This is a genomic window from Flavobacterium sp. (assembly GCF_044357305.1).
Taxonomy (GTDB): domain Bacteria; phylum Bacteroidota; class Bacteroidia; order Flavobacteriales; family Flavobacteriaceae; genus Flavobacterium.
Genome location: NZ_JBIKPS010000003.1, coordinates 183,917 through 205,407 on the forward strand (window position 1 = coordinate 183,917; position 21,491 = coordinate 205,407).

At 28.8% G+C, this 21,491-nt stretch carries 15 protein-coding genes; 11 read left to right on the top strand and 4 right to left on the bottom strand.

What is annotated here, in order from left to right:
* The first annotated feature begins 612 nt into the window (after positions 1-612).
* The 4 genes from ACIQ2J_RS04255 to ACIQ2J_RS04270 all read left to right on the top strand — a co-directional run bounded on the left by ACIQ2J_RS04255 (position 613) and on the right by ACIQ2J_RS04270 (position 4,413).
* Complete coding sequence (locus ACIQ2J_RS04255; RefSeq protein ID WP_396167102.1) at positions 613-1,851, top strand: tyrosine-type recombinase/integrase; 1,239 nt, start codon at positions 613-615, stop codon at positions 1,849-1,851.
* Between the two features lie 38 nt (positions 1,852-1,889).
* Entirely contained in the window at positions 1,890-2,699 is an 810-nt protein-coding gene (locus tag ACIQ2J_RS04260) for a hypothetical protein (RefSeq protein WP_396167104.1), read from the top strand.
* Positions 2,700-2,772: 73 nt separating this feature from the next.
* Positions 2,773-3,036 carry a DNA-binding protein gene (locus ACIQ2J_RS04265; protein WP_396167107.1) on the top strand — a complete coding sequence of 88 codons (264 nt, stop codon included), beginning with the start codon at positions 2,773-2,775 and terminating at the stop codon, positions 3,034-3,036.
* Between the two features lie 114 nt (positions 3,037-3,150).
* The gene (locus tag ACIQ2J_RS04270; protein ID WP_396167109.1) at positions 3,151-4,413 is read left to right on the top strand and encodes a primase C-terminal domain-containing protein; all 1,263 of its coding nucleotides are present in this window, start codon (positions 3,151-3,153) and stop codon (positions 4,411-4,413) included.
* A 135-nt stretch (positions 4,414-4,548) separates the two neighbouring features.
* On the opposite strand, the gene ACIQ2J_RS04275 is transcribed toward ACIQ2J_RS04270, so the two are convergent.
* Complete coding sequence (locus tag ACIQ2J_RS04275; RefSeq protein WP_396167111.1) at positions 4,549-5,151, bottom strand: hypothetical protein; 603 nt, start codon at positions 5,149-5,151, stop codon at positions 4,549-4,551.
* Positions 5,152-5,261: 110 nt separating this feature from the next.
* On the opposite strand from ACIQ2J_RS04275, the gene ACIQ2J_RS04280 reads away from it, so the two are divergent.
* From ACIQ2J_RS04280 to ACIQ2J_RS04295, 4 genes are read left to right on the top strand one after another with little or no spacing between them, the layout of a single operon-like run.
* On the top strand, positions 5,262-6,191 hold the full coding sequence (locus tag ACIQ2J_RS04280; RefSeq protein ID WP_396167113.1) for a helix-turn-helix transcriptional regulator: 930 nt from the start codon (positions 5,262-5,264) through the stop codon (positions 6,189-6,191).
* Positions 6,192-6,251: 60 nt separating this feature from the next.
* On the top strand, positions 6,252-9,752 hold the full coding sequence (locus ACIQ2J_RS04285) for a DEAD/DEAH box helicase family protein (RefSeq protein ID WP_396167116.1): 3,501 nt from the start codon (positions 6,252-6,254) through the stop codon (positions 9,750-9,752).
* Between the two features lie 12 nt (positions 9,753-9,764).
* Positions 9,765-10,886, top strand: a complete 1,122-nt coding sequence (locus tag ACIQ2J_RS04290; protein ID WP_396167119.1) for a DUF4268 domain-containing protein — start codon at positions 9,765-9,767, stop codon at positions 10,884-10,886.
* A 20-nt stretch (positions 10,887-10,906) separates the two neighbouring features.
* Entirely contained in the window at positions 10,907-12,313 is a 1,407-nt protein-coding gene (locus ACIQ2J_RS04295; RefSeq protein WP_396167121.1) for a hypothetical protein, read from the top strand.
* 229 nt (positions 12,314-12,542) lie between these two features.
* Here ACIQ2J_RS04295 and ACIQ2J_RS04300 read toward each other — a convergent pair whose 3' ends face one another.
* The 3 genes from ACIQ2J_RS04300 to ACIQ2J_RS04310 form a co-directional block, all read right to left on the bottom strand.
* A complete protein-coding gene (locus ACIQ2J_RS04300) occupies positions 12,543-13,229 on the bottom strand; it encodes a hypothetical protein (RefSeq protein WP_396167123.1) in 687 nt (228 codons plus the stop codon).
* Positions 13,230-13,255: 26 nt separating this feature from the next.
* A complete protein-coding gene (locus tag ACIQ2J_RS04305) occupies positions 13,256-17,182 on the bottom strand; it encodes a CUB domain-containing protein (RefSeq protein WP_396167126.1) in 3,927 nt (1,308 codons plus the stop codon).
* Between the two features lie 210 nt (positions 17,183-17,392).
* On the bottom strand, positions 17,393-17,968 hold the full coding sequence (locus ACIQ2J_RS04310; RefSeq protein WP_396167129.1) for a matrixin family metalloprotease: 576 nt from the start codon (positions 17,966-17,968) through the stop codon (positions 17,393-17,395).
* A gap of 553 nt (positions 17,969-18,521) precedes the next feature.
* Between ACIQ2J_RS04310 and ACIQ2J_RS04315 the strand changes: the two genes are divergently transcribed.
* From ACIQ2J_RS04315 to ACIQ2J_RS04325, 3 genes are all read left to right on the top strand, one after another.
* Entirely contained in the window at positions 18,522-19,085 is a 564-nt protein-coding gene (locus tag ACIQ2J_RS04315; protein WP_396167132.1) for a tyrosine-type recombinase/integrase, read from the top strand.
* A 90-nt stretch (positions 19,086-19,175) separates the two neighbouring features.
* Positions 19,176-19,790 carry a hypothetical protein gene (locus ACIQ2J_RS04320; RefSeq protein WP_396167134.1) on the top strand — a complete coding sequence of 205 codons (615 nt, stop codon included), beginning with the start codon at positions 19,176-19,178 and terminating at the stop codon, positions 19,788-19,790.
* Between the two features lie 217 nt (positions 19,791-20,007).
* Positions 20,008-21,090 (top strand): Fic family protein, encoded by a 1,083-nt coding sequence (locus ACIQ2J_RS04325; protein WP_396167138.1) that lies wholly within the window; start codon positions 20,008-20,010, stop codon positions 21,088-21,090.
* Positions 21,091-21,491 lie beyond the last annotated feature (401 nt).

Here is a 21,491-nt window from a genome sequence, read left to right on the forward strand (position 1 = left end):
TACTGGCAAAAGTTATCGTCAAAGCATTAGATTGATGCAAAAGATTAGAATTGACCTCCAGAAGCTCGAAAATGAGCTTGTGAGCATCGAGGAGTTCTGCCAATACACTAGTTTAAAATATGAATTAATTGAACCTCATATTAAAGGATAAAGGCTTAAACTTGTTTGTTATTTGAACTAGTTTTACAATATAGTTTCTTATATTTGTACTTTAAGTTTTGTCAAAAAAAGCGTGATTTTTTTGAGGTTCAAAATCGAGACCCTAGAATATTATTTTGCAAAGTACCTTATAAATAAAGGCATAAAGAGTGTTGTACAAATCCCTCTTTCTCCGCTGAAAGCCCCTTATATAGGGGCTTTTTACATTTCAATACTTTCCTTATTTTACAAAAACCTATATTTTACAGTGCTTGAGAGATAATTTTAATAAAGTTGTTTAAAGATGTTTTATTTCATTTTACACTTTATATCTCATTTAACAGGTACCCTGTTTGGTACCCTACAAAATTGGCAAATAATTAGGGTACCAAAAACATGACAATTGTCAACAATGACAATGGATTGGCAACTTTCAAATGTAGTTTTGCACTTTAATAATTTAAAAAAAAGTAAATGAAAAAATTGAAAGTATCTTTCTTCCAAAAGGGAGACAAAAACAGAGATGGTTTAATCGCAATCTATGGTAGAATTAGTTTAGGCGGAACATTATGTTCATTTTCAACAGGTAGATATTTATCTGCTGAAAGATGGATTAAAACCGACTATTTAAGGAAGCCATCACGAATAGAAAATGAAAATTCACTTAGTACTTATATCTATTCTTTTTCTGAAAGCATAGAAAAAAAATATAGTGAATATTTAAAGGAGAATAAAGAAAATAATTTAACAGCTTTAGATTTAAAAAAGCTATGTTTTGATGTTAAAATTGAATCTAAAATTACATTATTAGATTTACTCAATGAACATAATACTTATTTTAAACAAAGAGTTATAAAAGGAGAACGTTCAGATAAGTCTTTAGAAAAATATGTTCGGATGCTAGGTGTAGTTAAGGAATTTATAAAAGTAAAATATAAAAAAGACAACTATAATTATGAAGATATTGATAGAAAATTCATATACAGTCTTGATGAATATTTAAGATATGAACGGAATCACAATGGAAAAATGGGTCTAGCTAATAATACATCCGTCAAATATATTAGAAATATTAGTAGCATGTTAAATCATTTTGTTGTTATGGGTATAATAAAAGACAACCCATTTAAGATGTATAGCGAAAAATTAATCGAAGTTGATGCTGTTTATTTAACACAGGATGAATTAAAAAAAATAGAAGATAAAGTTTTTGAAAATAGACGGTTAGATGTAATTAAAGATATATTTCTTTTTTGTTGTTATACAAGCTATGCACCATGTGACAGTATGAAATTAAATAAAAATAATTTAGTAAGAGACAATGATTCGGATTGGTGGATTAAAACAAAAAGACAAAAAACTCATGTTAAATCTGATGTTTTAATTTTACCACAATTAAAAAAAATCATTGAAAAATACCAAGATGATTATGAATGCATTAAAGGAGAAAGATTAATTCCAAATAGAAGTAATGCAAAAATGAATCTTTATTTGAAAGAAATAGCAGACCTATGTGGAATTAATAAAAATTTAACATGGTATGTAGCAAGACATACATTTGCTACAACCATTGCTCTGGCTAACAATGTACCGTTAGAAGTTGTTTCTGCAATAATGGGACATAAAAGAATAACACAAACGCAACATTATGCAAAAATTCAGGATGTTACAATAAAACATCAAATGAAAATTTTAAGTAATAAATTTGAATAATATTGTTAGTTTTACAAAAATATTTATTCTAATAAATTATGGAAAAACCAAATGTAGCAAAGATATTCGATTCTATAAATGACATAGTTCAATTCGATATTTATCTAAATGATATTATAAGCCCATTAAAACCTTTATCATCTAAATTTGGAAGTTTAGCTTCAGTAAATTTATATTTTTCAGACAAAGTAATTGTTTTTAAAAAATCACTTTACAAACAACTAATTATCAAATTGGATTTAAATTTATTAAAATTATTGATTAAAGAGTCAAGGAAAGAGTACAAAGAATCAATTTTAAAATTAGATAAATTTAGAGAGATTCCAAATACAGTATTTGATGAAAAAATTAAGCATGATTATCAAGAAGAAGAATATAAATTTGCTTTAAGAATACTTGGTGGTCAAAAACACGCCATACTTGAAATAATAAAGATTTTAGAGGAAACACTCAAATTCATTGAATATACTAGCGTAGAGGACTATAGTCGAATGTTAAATGATTTAGAAAATGAAAAAAATATTGAAATGGATACAAGTATTAATAATAAGGCAACTTTTAATTTAAGTAAAACCGATTCTCTTATGTTTATCTATATGCTAGAAAAATGTAACTTGATAAATTTTGAAAGTACATCGCATAGAAATAGCTTTATTGAAAATAACTTTAATTATTCTGATTTACGAAATATTCAAAGTGAAAATAGAGTACAACCAATGAAGGGTGTAAGTGTTGATTTAGCCAATATTAAAAGTAACGATAAACCCTCCCTCAAACGATTTAATAAAAATCTGGAATCTCTAAAAGATAAACTACAAACAATAATGGATTTTAAGTTAGAATCTTGACAATTGTCAACAATGAAAAAAAATTGGCATCTTCTCAATTTAACTTTGCATAATAATTTTAAACAAAATATGTATGGTTAAAAAAAATGAAGAAAATGAAACAGTTATTAAACTACTTTATGAACTAAAATCATTAGTAGAAGATGTTCCAAATGCAAAGTATTATAGGAACAAAGATTTAAAAAGAATATTTGGGTTTAGTGATAATACTATAATCAGTTACAGAGATTATAATATTCTTCCCTTTACAAAGATTGGAGAAATTTACTTTTATCCTGTAAATGAAATTAAAATGCTCCTAAATAAGAGTGGAAATTTTGAATATTTCAAGAACTAAAAAACTCTTTTAATCGGCTGTAGTAGCCAAAATCAAAAATTTAACGAAAAAAGTAAAGTGGTGTTTCACACTGCTAAGGCATCGCTTTTGCTTTTTTTAAAATAAGAAAAAAAAATGAAAAATACATTTAAAATAATAAAGTCAAATGATTTAAAAAACACCCACAACAAAGTTTACAGGATAAATCATTTTAAAAATTGTGAATCACCCTCAGTTTTGGGTAAAATAACTGTTGATGAAGTGCTCCACAAAATTAAGTACGGTGATGAGAACTTATTAAACATTAAAAAAGCCAGAGATTATGGTAAGGGACATCCTCAATATGATGAATTGAAAAAAACAGTCCTACCAACTTTTAGATTTAACTTCCTTTTTAAAGTTTATGCTAATAATGAAAATGCAGTTAATCCAACAGGATTAATTTACATTGATGTAGATAATACTATAGAAATCCCCCACAGTGATTATATTTATGCTATGTGGCGATCTCTCTCCAATACTGGATACGGTATTTTAGTAAAGGTGGACAACTTAACCCTAGACAACTTCAAAGATGTTTATGAATCACTTGGTATAATACTAGGTGTTAAAGTTGATGATGGTGCACGTAAACCCATACAGCAAAATGTATTGAGCTATGATCCCTCCCTATATTGTAATACTGATTCAAGGGTCTATGAGTACGAGCATTCTAAAAAAGCTTCACCTAGTATTATAAAGAAAAAAAAAGAATGTATAGTGCTAAATGAAGCCTCGGTTCATCAAAGTAGAATAAAAGAACGAGTTGATAATTCTTTTGAATATTTTATTGGAAATAATTCAGATAAAGAATTTTTATATTTTGAAAATAAAATTAAGATTTGTGCTCCATTTATGCCCTGGCATGGAATTGAGAAAGGTAATCGTAATAATTTCTTGTTTAGATTACTCTCTCAATTTGCATTATTAAATCCAACATTTGGCAGAAACTATTTGCAGAATAAAAGTGCCTATTTTAATAAAAAAATAAATCCAAATCTGACGAAAATTGAAATTAATTCTATTGTTAATAGTGTTATAAAAAAAAGGGAAGAAGATACTTTAGAAATCTATCTCAATAAAGAAAGACTTATTCTATTTAATCCTAACATGGAGTTAACAAAATTAGAAAAATGTCAAATAGTTGGTTCTGTTTTAGGAGCAAAAAAAAATAAAGAAACCCAACAAGCTATGTATGAAATACTTGAAGATTGGGATTTTGAAGAGTTTGGTCAAATAACCCAAAAATTGGTAATAAGCATTTCAAAATTCTCTAGGTCTAGGGTTCAAAGACATTGGTTTCATTTTAAAGATTATGTTGAAGATCTGAACAACGAAAATAAACGTAAATCGGCTTAATTTATATTAAATTAGAGTCTATGAGCAAGCCTAAATCAATTTACAATAAAGTTTAGGTAAAAAATAAAACAGCCTCGCTTAGAGGCTGTATTTGAAAAAATAATAAAACTTAATTTTGATTATTGATACGGTAACTTACTTTTTAAACAAGTCATCTTGACTGTTCTTTTTATTGTATAAATCTGTAACCAAATTAATGTTTAATCCAGTAACTAATTCGTCTATTTCTTGAACGGAACTAAAAACAATTCTAAATCCATCACTTTTTATATACTGGTTAGAACTTGATTGCAATTCATCACTATCAATTATCAATAAGTACTTACCGTTTATTATTTTATATCTGGTTGTTAAGTTAACTGAGAAGTCAAAATTCCATTTACCATAAACAAAAGCAGCACTGTAATTAAGTTTTTTATAGTCAATATTTTTATCTAATTCAGTAACCTCGTTTTCTTTTGCAGTAATTGTCCATTTATTGAAAGTCTCTTTAATGCTATTTAAAAATTCGACAAATTCTGGAACATCTTTGTTTTTTAAAATCAATGAAGCTTGCTTGCTACTTGAATCTTTAGAAGAACAATCAATGTAATAACTAAATTCTTCTTTTGCATCAGGTTTACTAGCTGAAATATCAAAGTTCTTTGAAAAGTATAAAGAATTATATTTTGCCAATTTTTCTTGACTAAAACTTACCAAACCAAACAATAAAACGGTACTTAATAATAATTTTTTCATAATATGTTATTTTAAATTTTTACAAATTACCTCTAGTATTTTGACAACTAAGGTCAATCATTTGTTTATGTTGTTTTAATTGACCTAATTTGTCGATATATTTTCATTATATGTTAAATCAACACAAAATACTTAGAGTTTTACAGCTAATTTCGTTGCTTAAAAAAGAGCCCTCTAAATCAATTAAGTTTATTGCTGGGATATTGGAAAGTACTGACAGAACTGTATATCGCTATTTAGATTTAGTAAAAGAATTGGGATTTGATTTACAAAGAGATTCGCATAATCGGTTTTATATTGTAAGTAACGAAAACAATGAAACTTTAGAATTTTCAAATGAAGAAGCATCTTTACTTAGAGAGCTGTTATTAAGTAGCGGTTCTAAAAGCAATCTTAAAGATGCCCTACTGAGAAAAATATACTTAAAATCCGAAATTGTTATTCAAGGAAATCATCTATTAAATGCTCATTTAGGGAAGGTAGTTTCTGAATTAAGCAAAGCCATTACCGAACATAAACAAGTAGTTTTAAAGAAATATCAATCGGCTAATTCTAATACAATTACAGACCGTTTGGTAGAACCTATTAGCTTTACCGACAACTACACTTCGCTATGTGCTTTTGAAGTAGAAACAGCTAAAAACAAGTATTTTAATATTGAACGGATTACCGAAGTTGAAGTCTTGCAAAAACAAAATGAATTTGAAGGACATCACCAATTAGATGTTCCTGATGCGTTTGGTTTTACGGCTCTTAATGGATTACCTTTTGATATAGATATTAGGTTGAATTTAAGAGCCTTTGTGCTACTAAAACAAGAATATCCAATGGTTGTTAAATTTGTAAAGCAAGAGGCTAAAACTGGCTATTATAGACTAAAAACTAGCATAAACAATCCCAAACCTATTGTTCGATTTGTACTTGGATTACTAGACGATGTTGAAATTATTGGGTCAGTTGAATTTAAAGACTATTTAAAGAAATATGTCGTTGCAACTTTAGAAAATAACAAAAGTGATTTTGAAGATTTAGTAGTTTAATTTTCCATTATATTATTGTATTTTTGAAATAATTAATCATTATTACCTTAGAAATAGTAAATGGACATAAAAGCACTACTAAAACAATCCAACTCTTGGTCTGAATTTAAACTAAAAATGGACGCTTTACCTAAAAAACAAATGGGTAATGCTTTTGAATTATTAACCAAGTTGTATTTCAAGATAAATCCTGTTTATTCCTTTTACGATGAAGTTTGGTTATTGAGTGAAGTTCCTTCTACAGTATTTGAATATTTAGGCTTACCCTCACACGATTTAGGTATTGATTTGATTGCAAAACAAGGCGATGAATATCATCCCATTCAATGTAAGTATCATTCTGAAAAGAATAGTTCAATAACTTTCAATGAAGTCTCTACATTTATTTCGTTATTAGAAGGAAATGATAAATTTACCCAAGGCTATATTTGTTCTACAGCTAATGTTACTTCTAAGAATTTAGACAAGATCAAGAACAAACCTATAAATCTAATTTTATCTGATAGTTGGGTTCAATTAGACGAAGATTTCTTTGATAAGCTCAGAAATTATTTTGAAGACAGGAAATATACTCCAACTGCTTATATTCCAATGGAACATCAGGTTAAAGCCTTGAAAGATTCAGTTGAATATTTTATTGACGGTAATAATTCAAGAGGTAAACTGATATTTCCTTGTGGTGCTGGAAAGAGTCTTACAGGCTTTTGGATGACCCAAGAACTAAAATCGACATCTACATTAATAGCAGTTCCAAGTTTATCCTTAGTAAAGCAAACTCTTGATGTATACTTGCGAGAAATTGTAGCTCGTGGAATAAAAGTCAAGTGGCTTTGTATCTGTTCTGATGAAGGAATTGGAAAAGATGATGAGATTATGGAAAATACCGAAAGCCTTGGTATTCCATGTCAAACAAATCCTGACTATATTGAGAAGTGGCTTGAAACAAATAGAGACGAACACAAAATTATTTTCACGACTTATCAAAGTGGTCGAATCATTGCTGATGTTTCCAAAAAATTAAATATCTCTTTTGATTTAGGAATTTTTGATGAAGCCCATAAGACCGTTGGACTAAATAAAAAACTATTTAGTTATCTACTTTTCGATGAGAATATAGCTATTGCTAAGAGAATCTTCATGACTGCTACAGAACGATTTTATAGCGGTTCTAAGGAAGATATTATCTCGATGGATGACTATGAGATTTATGGAGATACTTTCTCTCAAATGAGCTTTAAAGAAGCTATAGAGAAAGAATTATTGACCGATTATAAAATAATTACTATTGATGTAAAAAAGAGTGAGATTGCCGAGTTTATAAAAAGTAACAACTTAGTACAACTCAATAATAAATGGAAGAATGAAACCGAAGCAAGATCATTAGCATCTATGATAGCCTTGCGTAAAGCTATGAAAGTCTTGCCAATTAAAAATGCAGTTTCATTTCACTCTTCCATTGATAAAGCCCAACGCAATAAAGACTTACAAAGCTATATTACCAGTACTTATAACTTTGAACCTATTGATAGTTTTACCGTTTCAAGTAAAGTGGCTACTACTAAAAGGAATGATATTATTAGAGAGTTTGCCGATTCAAAACGGGCTTTAATCACGAATGCTAAATGTTTGACCGAAGGTGTTGATGTCCCAAATATTGATTGTATTGTTTTTGCCGATCCTAGAAAAAGCAAAGTTGATATTGTACAAGCATTGGGAAGAGCTCTGCGAAAGAAAAAAGGCAAAGATTTTGGATATGTAATTTTACCTGTTCTTTATGACGATGAAACACACGAAATAGACAACGACAACTATAATGATATCATTTCAATTGTAAGGGGATTAGCCGCCAATGATGAACGAATCATAGAATATTTCAAAGACAAAAGCGACAAAACAGGTGCTAATAGAATTGAAGGTTCTTCTGTATTTGATTTTAATTTTACAGCTGATTTATTAGACGAAAAAGACCTTACGGCTCAACTTCAAATCAAGATATGGGAAAGTTTATCGAAGTTTAATTGGATGGATTTTGAGGAAGCAAGAGAATATGTTTGGAGTTTGGAAATAAATAATGTAAAAGAATGGAATCTTTACGCAAAATCTAAACTCAAACCTTTAAATATCCCATCAAATCCTCAGTTAAATTATAAAAATTCATGGGTTAGTTGGGGTGATTTTTTAGGAACTGGGGTAATTGCGATGTCGAAAATCGATTATCTTGATTTTGAAAATGCTAGGAAATATGCACAAACATTAGGCATTTTATCTCAAAATGAATGGTATGAAAGATGGGAAAATAAAATTAAGAATAAAGGTATTCCAAAATACCCAAGAGGGTCATATAAAAATAAAGGTTGGAAAACTTGGGGAGACTTTTTAGGGAATAATAAAGTTGCATATAGAAATATAAATTATCAGCAATACGATAAAGCTAGAGCTTATATTAGGGAGCTAGGTTTGAAAAATACAAATGAATGGTTAGTTTATTGTAAATCAGGAAATAAACCTTTCGACATACCATCAAATCCGCAAAATACATATAAAAATAAAGGATGGATAGATTATGGTGATTGGCTGGGTACTTATACCATTGCATCCAGAAATAGAAAATATTTAGATTATAATAGTGCAAGTAAATTTGTCCATAATTTAAATTTTAAAAGCAAAAAGGAATGGCTTAAATATTGTGCTTCTGGGGAAATGCCTATATATATTCCTTCTCATCCTGATAGGGTCTATTCAAAATTTAATGAATGGATTAATTATTCTGATTGGTTAGGAACTGAATTAATTTCTGATATAATTTATTTAAATTTTAATGAAGCTAGAGAATTTGCTCATAATTTAAATTTAAAAAGCTATAAAGAATGGAGAGACTATTGTATTAGTGGTAATAAACCTTTAAAAATACCATCAAATCCGCAAAATACATATAAAAATAAAGGGTGGATAAATATGGCTGATTGGATTAACATAAAAGACAGATCCAAAAATCGTGATTATTTAAAAATTGACGATTTAAAAAGTTACATAAAAAAATTTAATATCAAAAGCTATTCTGAATGGAAGGTATTTTGTAATTCTAGCTTACATGAATCAAAAATTCCAAAAGCTCCTGATCAATATTATAAGGAATGGAAAGGATGGGGTGATTTTTTAGGTACCGGGTATGAAATCAATAGAGAATTTTTACCTTATGCTGAAGCTAAAGCATTTGTTAATTCTTTAAAATTAAAAAATCAAAATGATTGGAAGATTTATAGTAAATCTGGTAAAAAACCCAAAAATATTCCTGGAAATCCTCACAAAATTTATTTGAAAACTGGTGAATGGGTTGGTTTAGGTGATTGGTTAGGAACAGGGGTTATAGCAGCTTCAAAAATGGAATTTGCTGATTTCAATACTTCAAAAAATTATGTAATTAACTTAAAATTAAATTCAGTAAAGGAGTGGATGCAATATTCTAAATCTGGAGAAAGACCAACTGATATACCTTCAAATCCACAAAACACATACAAGAATAATGGATGGAAAGGATGGAATGATTTTTTAGGAAAATAAAAAAATAAAAATATGTACAAAATAAATAAGACTACTAATAATTTAGAAAAGTTAGATCAAAAATTATTTAAAGAATTAAAAATTAGGGAACGTGACCATCTTCAAGAGTGGATAGCGAAAAATCCACAAATTTTAGGAGAAGAACTATTGATTATTCAAAAGGAATATGATGGGTTTAATGATACTAACGAAAGGCTTGATTTATTAGCTCTTGATAAAAAAGGAAATTTAGTCATAATTGAAAACAAGTTGGATGATACTGGAAAAGATGTTGTCTGGCAAGCTTTAAAATATACTTCGTACTGTTCAACCTTGACAACTAATCAAATTATTAAGATATATCAGTCTTACTTAGATAAATGGCAGAATGGAGACGATTCTTTACAAAACTTATTAGATTTTCTTGATAACAATGAAGAAGAGCTTTTATTAAACAAAGATGACCAAAGAATGATGTTTGTTGCGAATAATTATAGAAAGGAAGTAACATCAACTGTATTGTGGCTAATAAATCACGACATACAAGTTCAGTGTTTCAGAGCAATTCCTTATTCAATGGATGATAATATATTTCTTCAGATTGAACAAATAATTCCCTTGCCAGAAACAAAAGAGTATATGATAGATGCAAAAGAAAAGGTAAAAGAAATAAATATCAAAAGTAAAACAGTTTCTGAGTCAGAAGCAAGATTATTAAAATTTTGGGGGTTACTTAAAATTAAACTAAAAGAAAACAATATTGATTATTTAGATAATATCAGTCCAAAAAAAGGTTATGATATTGGGTTTTCTAAAGGTTCTGGGTATTTTGGATTTTGTATAGGAAGAAAAGGATTTAGAGTTGAACTTTACATATCAAACGATTCCGATAAATCCTATATTGATACAATGATAAAACACAAGGATTTAATATCAAATTCTTTCAGCAGTTCTATTGAATATCAGCGTTTGGAAAATAAAATGGCATCAAGAATTTGTTACTATTTACCAAAAAAAGAGCGAGATAAATTTGTTGGAGAATTTAATGATGAAACTTATTGGGATGATTTGTTAGAATGGTATAAAGATACCATGAAGGAATTTTTTAATAGTGTTAATCCAGTGTGGGAGAAAGTTAGAAAAGAATTGAATTAATATATATGGATTATTATAACATGGATAGTGTAAAATCTGAGGAAGATTTAGAATCAATAACTAATTCAGAGGGTATAATAAATCAAGACCTTGATTTAAATGGAGATTTAAAATCATTAGGACAAGTAAAAAAAGTTTATGGTAATATTTACGTAAATTATAAATTAGAAAATTTAGGAGAACTTAATTACGTTCAAGGTAATTTAAAATCTCATGATGAAAATAGTCTGTTAAAAACTTTAGGCAAATTAGAGCGTGTTGATGGAGATATTAATTTGAGGTATTCCAATATTGAATCACTAGGAAATCTAACTTCTGTTGGTGGTAAACTAACAATAAGAGACACAAAAATAATTGATTTAGGTAATCTCAAATTTGTCGGAGGGGATTTGTTTTTACCTTCAAGATTTAAAGACACAGAACCTCTTAAAATTGAAGTAAAAGGAAAAATTAGATTTTGGAATAATGTAGGCGAGTCTAAAAATTCAAAATTAACTCAAAACAACAAATGGGAGGTTACTGACTTTTTTTCAACTATACACCACCGTGAAATAGAAAGTAAAAAGCGATGTTTAGATAGTGAGTTTTTGGTAAAAAGATGCTATAAACCTAATGAACTAAATGACTATATAACAGCTAACATAAATGATTTCTTTGAATTTGTAGATTTGAAGTTAATTGAGTTATATCAGGATAAACATTCTTTTTTTGATGTGCTTTTTAATGAAATAAAATCAATAGATGAGATTAATAATGAATTTCCTCAAATAAAAATTGATAAAAGAAAAATTGGTTATTGGGAAGAAGAAAGAAAAATATCAAACCAAAAAATAGTTGAATTAAAAAAAGAACACCCATTTACGAAGTATAATAATACTTTAAAAGACTTTAAAAAATCCTATAAATTTCAAGGTTACACTTCAAAATATTGGTTAAGTTACAATGAGCATAAATTGATGCTTTGTGAGAATACTGGCTTGACTGAAACATCTTTTATTTATTATGTAGAAAATTCAATCTTAGAAACATTTTCTGTTTTTATTCATTCTTTACAAAATGAATTTAGAGTTTCTAGAGGTATACCAAAAATTGGTGAGGGATGGGTTTCAGAAACTGATCTATATTATAAATTGGAAGGTCATTTTCCAACTAAAAAAGTAATTCATCATGGAAAACCAAAATGGTTAGGGAGACAACATATTGATATTTGGTTCCCAGATTATAAGATTGGAATAGAATATCAAGGTCAACAACATGACAGACCAATCGAATTTTTTGGTGGTGAAAAAAGTTTTGAAGAAAATAAAAAACGAGACGAAAGAAAAAGAATGTTATTTAATGAAAATAACGCTTTTCTTATTGAAGTAAGAGAAGGATTTGATTTTGAAATTCTTTGTGAAGAGATAAAATCTTATATCATTAAATAATCTGAAAATACATTTCAGTTTTTTTCTAACTCTTCTACCATTTCATCAGTATTTTTATTATCTGTAAACAACTCTAGTAAATCAGTACACTTTTTGCTGACGATTTACAATTATTAGTTAGATAAATAATTTCTTATATACCATTACTTATCCTAAATGATAAAAAGAGTTATAAAACGAAATAAAACTATAAACTTAAATATGATTATTTAAATCACTTAAAACTATATTATTGACCTACAGCAATTAAAGTAAATGGAACATCTTGAATCAATCCATTACTATTTTTAGTATAAATTGTACATCCATTTACTGTAATATTTCTTACAGATACGTGCTCAAATAATGAGATATGTGTTTGATTAGTAATATAAGTTGATGCAACAACAGTTGGCAAAGTTGTGAATGGAACTGAAAAAGTAATGTTATAAGCTCCAGTAGAAGGATTAGAAGCAGTAAAGCCAGAACCTGTTAATAAACTTGGAGCTGAACCTCCTGTACATGTTCCACTAATAGTTTTTGTTGCTGTATTACTTGCATATAAAGCATACGGAACACTTAATAATTGAGTAGTCCCCATAGTAATATATGCTGAACCAGTATTTAATTCAATTTTTAGAAAATAAGGACCACTCGCCCAATTAATACTTGAAAAAGTACCTAAAGAAACAGTTCCTTGACCTATGACTAAGCTAATATGACCTAAATCATCAGTTGTGCCATTAAATGTTTCCGAATAAATTGGACTATTAGTAATAAGTGTTTGAATCAAACTAAATTTAAAATTTACTGATTGATTTGCTAATATTTGTCCTGAAGTATTTCTTGCAGTTGCTTGATAATTAATTCCTTGAGGAACCTGAGACATTACTACTATTGATTGTAATAAAATTGCGAATAAAATTATTTTTTTCATTTTTACTTTTTTTATTGATTATTAATTTAGTTTTTAATTATTTTATAAGTGTTTGTTTTTTGAGTTTGTTTGTCTTGAACATAAATAATATAAACCCCTTCAGAAAGCTTACTCACATCCATTTTATTATCTTGAAAATTCAATGTTTCTTGCATAATATATTTTCCAGAAATATCAAATACACTAACTTTTAGGTCGTGATTTTGCTTTTGAAAAATATTTAAAAAATCATTTGTTGGGTTAGGAGAAATTATTACAGTCAAATCAATTGAATGGTCTTGAATTTCAAGAGCTTGAGTATTCAAAAGTGGATGAAAACCGTTAGTAAGTTTAATATTCCCACTGGTCATATTTCCTATAATTGGCTCTCCAAGTGACCAAGTGATAACTGTTGAACCTGATGTTTGTGTGTTACCAGCTGAATCTATTAATTTACGGTCAAAATTAATTGTAGTTGGGTTTGATGAATTAGTGGATGTATAATTTGCACTCCAACCGTTAGCCCTCAAAGCCTCATCCGAAAGAAATACAAAATACATGCTACCGCCTGTTGAAGTAATGGAATTAGGTAAAGTACTTCCTGTGAATTGACCTATTATTGGGGCAGAACTATTTGCACCATCATAAACAATAACCCCATCATAATTTAGTTCTGTATCAAACAAAGTAAAGGATAGAGTTATAGAAGTTGCATTTGTAGGCTGAATCAACCATGAACAATTGGAATTGTTAGCATATTTATCTATTCCACTTCCATCTGTAAAAGTACCACTTGAAGCCGTTAATGTAGATGTTGAACTATTACAATAAGAGTTTTGAGTTGAAGTATAGTATGCAGTCCAACCTTGGTAAGTTCCTGAAATATCAGAAGTGAATTTTACAAACATGCTACCGCTAGAAGATGTTACTGCAGAGGGTATATTGCTTCCAGCGAATTTACCAAGCAATGGAGAACTTGAAGATGTACCATCATACACTTCAACCACATCGTAAATTGAGTTACCATCTGATGAAGTTTGTTCTAAATTAAAAGCTGCAAAATTTAAAGTCACACTTGTTGCATTTGGTGGCTGAATTAACCAAGAACAATTGCTATTATTGCAATAATTATTTGTGCCACTACCATCTGAAATAGTGCCATAATCACTTGAATTTAAAGTTGTTGTGCCCGAGCAAAAGGAACTGCCTGTTGATGTGTAGTTAGCATTAAAACCTTGAAGTGAAATTGAATAATCAGAAATAAAAGCAACTATCATAACTCCTGTTGTAGAAGTTACAGAAGCTGGTAATGAAGTCCCTGTAAATGCAGCGATTGGTGTCGTTGCTGTCAAACTATCATAAATAGCAACACCATCATTATTCAATTCTGTATTGAATGAAGTAAAAGACAAAGTTATACTTGTCGCGCAAGGTGGAGCTATATACCATAAACATTGTTGGTTATTTGTATAATTATTGGTTCCTGAACCATCACTAAAAGTACCACTCGGTGTTGTGAGCATGGTTATCCCTTCACACGATGGATCAGTTATCAATGAAGTATAGTTGGCTGACCAACCACTGAAAGTATTTGATGTATTTGTTGTGAATTTTATACACATTGCACCAACACCAGCAGTAGTAGAAATTGTTGGTGGCAATACATTGCCCCACCAAGTAGCTAAAACTGGATAAGTGTCATCAGGTCCATTATAAACTATAACTTTGTCAACAGTAACCTCTGTGTTAAATGCTGTGAAATTTAAATTTATTTGTGTTGCTCCAGGGGGAGCTATTACCCATATACAACTTGAATTATTATCATAGTTTGCTAAACCACTTCCGTCGGTAAATGTTCCTGAGCTTGCAGTTAGATTTGTTGTGCCAGTACAAGAATTTAATGGATTACTACCTAAGCCTACAGCATACCATGCATTTTTAACAGCATTATATTCTGGAGATGGATTACCATATAATTCTTGTGCAGCTAGTAAAGAACCATTAAAAGAATCGGTGTAGGTTGCAGTACTAGACCCTAAATATGTCGTTAAATTTAAATATGCAATTTTCCTTGCCTTGTTAATACCAATTCCTGTTACAGAATAAAAATTTCCTAAATCATTTGTCCCTGACCCCCCTTGTGATAGTAAATAAAACCAATAATTTTGTACACCACTATTAATATGAACTTTGGGATTAGCACTACTGTCCCAATATCCGTTTGGTAATGGACTTAAATAAGTATCTGGTTGATTTTTTAGGTTTGGGTTTGACATTGACCTGTCAAAGCCACCTGCTTGTACATATATACCCTCACCTATATTCCAATTTGCTGTTGAGGGTTTAGTTTCAAATTCTATACATGTAGCAAAAATGTCAGCAAATGATTCGTTTAAAGCTCCTGATTGTCCTTGGTAACTTAAACCACCTAAAGATGAATTTCGATACTTGACAACGCCATGAGTAAATTCATGCCCAACAATATCTAGGCTAACAGATGGGTTAAGCAAAATTCCGTCACCTAAACCAAAACTAAAAATGTCATAAGTTCTTTTAAAACCAGAATTATTTGCATCTCCTCCTGGATACCTCGTTTGTTTATCAGGTGTATTTATATAACTTTTTATTGTAATATTATTTCCATCAAAGCTATTTCTTTGATGTGTATTTTTAAAATAATCATACGATTTTTCCATGCCCCAATGTACATCAAGAGCAGCATTAGCTGAAACAATATAATAGTCACCATTGTTACCATTACAACTCCAACTATGTCGACCAGGACTTAAATCAAGTTGAAAACTACCACCAAAGTCATCTGGAGATACTATTCCATCATCATATTCCCATAATTCAATAGTATAATTTGAAGTTGGACTAAGAGTTAGTGAAGGCATATTAAAAACAAATGGTGGTCTTGTGTTAATTTTATAATTGGAATTTCCATTATAAATAATTTGATTTGAAGCATTTTTTACAATAATATAAAATTCAGGTTTAGGGTCAAAAACTAATGTTTTCCACCAATTATCAGAACAGTCTAAAATAAAAACATCTGATAAAATTAAATTATTATTCCATGTAGATGTAGGGCTACTTATTTCACTAAATCCCGAGTAGATAGGTGACGATTGTGTTGAATTTGTGCCATCATATGTTTCAATTTTTCGCAAATTATCTTTCAAGCGAAAACCACTTGCATAACTATCCACAGTAATATTTTGCGAACCGTTATAAATTGTTGTAACAGATATAGGGGTGTCTATATTTTCTATTAAACTTACAGAATTAATTACAATATCTTTACAAGCATCTATGTAAATGTCGGCTTGAATGTTTGGATTAACAGATTCTATCCTTACTTTGTGTGCGAATTTAAAATAAAAACTAACCCCATTAGGAATTTTTGCAATTATGGTTTCAACCGGGTAAGTATTTATTAAATCAGTAACTTTTAAATACTCTTTGGCGGTAACAATAGCATTTTCAACCGAAACGATTGGATTAACGTCTATTTTTTCAAATTGAGCTACTTGACCATTTGAAGCATAAACTATACCTTTATTAGCATGTAACATCAATATTGCACCTTCAATTAATACACCTTTGTAGTATTGTTGGTAATAATTATGAGTTAAATTTAATTCATCTGTTTTTGAAGACAAGAGAACAAAAGAATGACTATTATCTAAATTGAACCATGAATTAAAATCTTTTGAAACTTTTTCAACGTTTATATTTTCTTCAGACAAATCAACATAAAAAGAACCATAATAGTTTTCTATTTGAAGCCTTGCTTTTTTAATCGTGTCATTGATTTTAGGAGCTAAAACACTTTGACTCGAACTACCTTTTTTGGTTTGAAAAGGATTAGAAGTGAAAGTATTATTTAATTGTTTAACTTGTCCATATGCTAAAGCATTAAATATTGAAAATAATACAATTAAAGCTATTTTATTATTACTGTTTATCATGTTTTAAAATTTAGTTTTATTAATTCTTAAAAATATTGTCTAAAAAAACATTATTTTCTACAACTGTATTAAAAAAATGAAATTTTTGTTGAGTTATTTTATTAATTCAATTTTAACAAAAATATAAAAATAACTTAAACTAAATCAATTATTTGGCTAATATTAATATGTATAAAATTGTTGTTAATTTTATTTAATTCAAATATATATTTACTTAATCAGTTTCCAACACTTTTTACAAAACCATATTTTTTCTCTGTCAACTTGTTTAACCGTTCCACTAGCACTTGTCATCATACAATTTTTATTATTAGTACAATGTTCTAATCCTAAATTATGGCCTATTTCGTGAAGAGCAACTTTTTTAAGTCTATCTAAAAGCTTTGCTTTAGAAACGTTCTTTTTTAATCTAAATGTAGATATTATACAAGTTGATCCTGGTCTATATCCCAATCCAAAAATACCCCATTCTGGAAATTCGCTATTTTTTCTGTGTGCAATGTCTTTTTCAGTTATTAATAATACATTCTCCTTAGAGTTGTATTTTTTTAATATTTTACCAGCTTCATATCTTGTTTTGCTAACTGCTAAAATATCACTAGTTAAATTTAGTTTTGGCTTAACAACACAATTATAGCCATAGAAATTTTCTACAGACTTCTTAATATAATTTATATACTCTTTATTTACATCACCTAGTGGTTGAATGTATATTGTCTTAGGCTTAATATTAACAAAGGAAGTTGCTAATAAAAATATCAGTAATAGGATTGTGATTTTTTTCATTTATTTAAATACAAAATAGTAGAAATTTAATTTCATACAGAAATAGCAAAAATATTGGAGATTAACAAGGTTACAGAAAATTTTTTATATGAAGAACATTCTACCTATGTCTTATAAAGGTGTTTTATTGTAGAATTTATACTATTTAAAAAATTATTTATTATCCTATGATATACTATATGGTAAAAAAGATAATTTTTTATTTATAAAAGATGCTGTTACTACCCTCCAGAATGAGTGTACACATTTGGAAATAATTTAGTATACCCCCCGACCTTTAGTTTTGAAATACTTTTTCAAGATTTTTGACATAGAAAATATTTTAGATTTTTCAAAGATTTTTTTATGCTTGCAAAATGCTTGTAAATATTAAGTGAAAAAAGTTTCACTTATAACAATAGTGAAACTTTTTAATTTGTATAAAATACTGATAATAAATAAGTTATGAATTTAAAGACGTAAGTCAATTTTAAAATGTTTCACTTTTATTAATAATTATTTGTTTATGAAACTTTTTTTTATTATATTTACTTTAAATAAAAAACGAAACACCATGAGCTTGAAAAATTCAGTTACAACAAGTGATTACTTAAATTTTGATTCAACGCTAAATAAAGCAATGAAAATAATTAAAACCGATAATAACTATAAATTAGGTTTCTTGGTTGTATTCGGAATTAACACAGGTTTAAGAATCTCCGATATTTTAAAACTAAAAGTAGAAGACTTAAACAACGATTCAATTTCATTAATGGAAAGTAAAACTAATAAAAAACGTATTATTAAGTTAAATGAAAACGTTAAGACTGCATTTAAATTACTAAAAGGGAGAGATCCAAATATTGAGGGGTATGTTTTTAAATCAAACCAGAATACAATTTTATCAAAGCAATACGTAAATAGAAAATTAAAAGAGCTATTTGGCTCTAAATCATTATCAGTATCAACTCATAGCCTTAGAAAAACTTTTGGCCGTCAAGTATGGTCAAATAATAATGAGACTGATAAAGCTCTTTTATATCTAAGTGAATTGTTTAATCATTCATCACCTGCAATAACTAAAAGATACTTGGGGATAAGACAAGAAGAGCTTGATGATATTTATATGAGTCTTTAGATTATTTTTACTAAAATCGTCAGCAAAAAGTAGTCTGATTTAGTCAAAAACTAAGAGAGTGTTTTTAAAAATTATTAAATTTGAATTATTATGAAAACACAAGTTTCTATCAAACAAATTATTATAGATTTTATTTTTATCGGTAATCAACTAAAAGAGTTTTTTAAAGACCGAAAAGAATACCTACCAATTATTGATTTTATTAACGCTGAAAATTATCTTGATGAAGATTTACAAATTCCATATCCAAAGATGAAGGATGTTGAAGCGGCTACTGGATTAAAGACTCATATATTGAGGAAATATTTATTACAAATGCATTCTGAAATTTTCACTTATGAGCGTAAATTAAATTTGAGTTTTAAAAATATTATTTATCATTTTTACATTAGCTACTTTGATTATCGTTGCCAATTTACAGTTGATTATTTAACTCATTTGCCAAGAATTGGTGATAGCTTTAGTGTGCCGTTTGTAAGTGCTTTAATACCCGTTAATTATTTCTATGTTCATGACATAAGACACGAACTCGAAAATAACACACAAATAATTATTATAACATTGAAAGTTGGTAGTTATAACGAGTATTTCAGATATATGAAGGATAGAGGTTTAGAATTAGGGGAGATTAGTTTTAGGGAAAGTTATGAATTAAGTGAAAATGAAATTAAAAAAATTATTTATTCAAAACCTCATTATCGATAACTATAATGTTTAATTCCTAATCAATAATTAGACTGATTATGACTAAAACTATTAAAGCGGAATCAAAACTCAATAAAAAAATATATCCCAATATTGATAAATGCGGTGATTTAAAAGTTTTATTACCGTAAAAATGCGGTGATTAATTCAAATAATAATTCAAATATTTGATAATGCGGTAGTAAATAACTATTTTTACCGCAAATAAGCGGTGATTATGTATATACATCAACAAAAAGACTGGCCACAATTCACATGGGATGCTGAACTAATAACAAAGATATTAGGTTCGGTTAGGCACCGTCAAGGACAAATATTAGGTCAAATGCAAGCTCTCGGTTTTCGGATACAAGAAGAAACGATGCTGAAAGCACTGACGATGGATGTAATGAAGTCAAGTGAGATAGAAGGAGAATTACTAAATCCAGAACAAGTTCGTTCTTCAATAGCGAGAAGATTAGGGATTGAAATAGCTGGAGCTTTACCAGCGGAACGAGATGTAGAAGGTATTGTAGAAATGATGTTAGATGCTACTCAACGTTATGATACTCCTCTAACAGATGAACGACTATTTGATTGGCATGCCGCATTGTTCCCTACAGGACGAAGCGGAATGTATAAAATAAAAACTGCTGATTGGCGTGATGATGTAATGCAAGTTACATCGGGTGCTATGGGAAAAGAAACGGTACATTTTGAAGCACCACCAGCCTCTAAAGTACCAAGTGAAATGAATGCTTTTTTAGATTGGATTGAAAAATATACAGACCTTGATGCTGTTTTAAAAGCAGGTCTTGCTCACTTATGGTTTGTTACTATTCACCCTTTTGATGATGGTAATGGTCGTATTGCAAGAGCTATTACTGATATGCTATTAGCTAGAGCAGATAAAAGCCCACAAAGGTTTTATTCCATGTCAGCACAGATACAAGCAGAACGAAATAAATATTATGACATACTTGAAAGTACTCAAAAAGGAAACCTTGATATTACAGCATGGCTAATATGGTTTTTGGATTGTTTGATGCGTTCCATGGAGCAAACAGATGAAACTATCAAAAAAACAATGGCTCGTGCCCAATTTTGGGAAACGAATAAAGAAACTTCATTTAATGCTCGTCAACAGAAAATACTAAAGTTGCTTCTAGATGATTTCTTTGGGATACTAAGTGTATCCAAATATGCGAAAATTGCAAAAACATCAACAGATACAGCTCTGAGAGATTTACAGGACTTAATTAAAAAAAATGTTTTAGAACAACAAGGAAGTGGTAGAGGTACTTCCTATAAATTGAAATAGGGCTAATATTCTCTTTAGATAGGTTCTTATTTGCGATAAGCTTTATTTAAATTTTAAAAGAAATTTATAAACTAATTCAAATTATGATTATCTTTGTTCTATTAGCAATATGAAAGTTTCTAATCGGTTGGTACCCTTGTTGGTACCCTGTAAAATATAGCTTTGTAAAGCATTGAATCCATTGGCTTGAAGCGGATAATGAAAGAACCTCTTTCTCCGCCAGTAAAAAACCAAATGGTAACAAAACCCTGTAAATCTTATGATTTACGGGGTTTTTTCTTTTACAGTATATTCAATTTATTCAATTTTTCTCATTCTTAACGAGATAAAATCGAGACCCAATATTTTTTTCAAAAATAGGGTCTCGCTAAAATCTAATTTTTATCAATTCAACCTGTTTA

Bases quoted from the DNA above. Each gene is read 5' to 3' on its own strand.
- ACIQ2J_RS04255 (WP_396167102.1), top strand. From the start codon at position 613: ATGAAAAAATTGAAAGTATCTTTCTTCCAAAAGGGAGACAAAAACAGA.
- ACIQ2J_RS04260 (WP_396167104.1), top strand. From the start codon at position 1,890: ATGGAAAAACCAAATGTAGCAAAGATATTCGATTCTATAAATGACATA.
- ACIQ2J_RS04265 (WP_396167107.1), top strand. From the start codon at position 2,773: ATGGTTAAAAAAAATGAAGAAAATGAAACAGTTATTAAACTACTTTAT.
- ACIQ2J_RS04270 (WP_396167109.1), top strand. From the start codon at position 3,151: ATGAAAAATACATTTAAAATAATAAAGTCAAATGATTTAAAAAACACC.
- ACIQ2J_RS04275 (WP_396167111.1), bottom strand. From the start codon at position 5,151: ATGAAAAAATTATTATTAAGTACCGTTTTATTGTTTGGTTTGGTAAGT.
- ACIQ2J_RS04280 (WP_396167113.1), top strand. From the start codon at position 5,262: ATGTTAAATCAACACAAAATACTTAGAGTTTTACAGCTAATTTCGTTG.
- ACIQ2J_RS04285 (WP_396167116.1), top strand. From the start codon at position 6,252: ATGGACATAAAAGCACTACTAAAACAATCCAACTCTTGGTCTGAATTT.
- ACIQ2J_RS04290 (WP_396167119.1), top strand. From the start codon at position 9,765: ATGTACAAAATAAATAAGACTACTAATAATTTAGAAAAGTTAGATCAA.
- ACIQ2J_RS04295 (WP_396167121.1), top strand. From the start codon at position 10,907: ATGGATAGTGTAAAATCTGAGGAAGATTTAGAATCAATAACTAATTCA.
- ACIQ2J_RS04300 (WP_396167123.1), bottom strand. From the start codon at position 13,229: ATGAAAAAAATAATTTTATTCGCAATTTTATTACAATCAATAGTAGTA.
- ACIQ2J_RS04305 (WP_396167126.1), bottom strand. From the start codon at position 17,182: ATGATAAACAGTAATAATAAAATAGCTTTAATTGTATTATTTTCAATA.
- ACIQ2J_RS04310 (WP_396167129.1), bottom strand. From the start codon at position 17,968: ATGAAAAAAATCACAATCCTATTACTGATATTTTTATTAGCAACTTCC.
- ACIQ2J_RS04315 (WP_396167132.1), top strand. From the start codon at position 18,522: ATGAGCTTGAAAAATTCAGTTACAACAAGTGATTACTTAAATTTTGAT.
- ACIQ2J_RS04320 (WP_396167134.1), top strand. From the start codon at position 19,176: ATGAAAACACAAGTTTCTATCAAACAAATTATTATAGATTTTATTTTT.
- ACIQ2J_RS04325 (WP_396167138.1), top strand. From the start codon at position 20,008: ATGTATATACATCAACAAAAAGACTGGCCACAATTCACATGGGATGCT.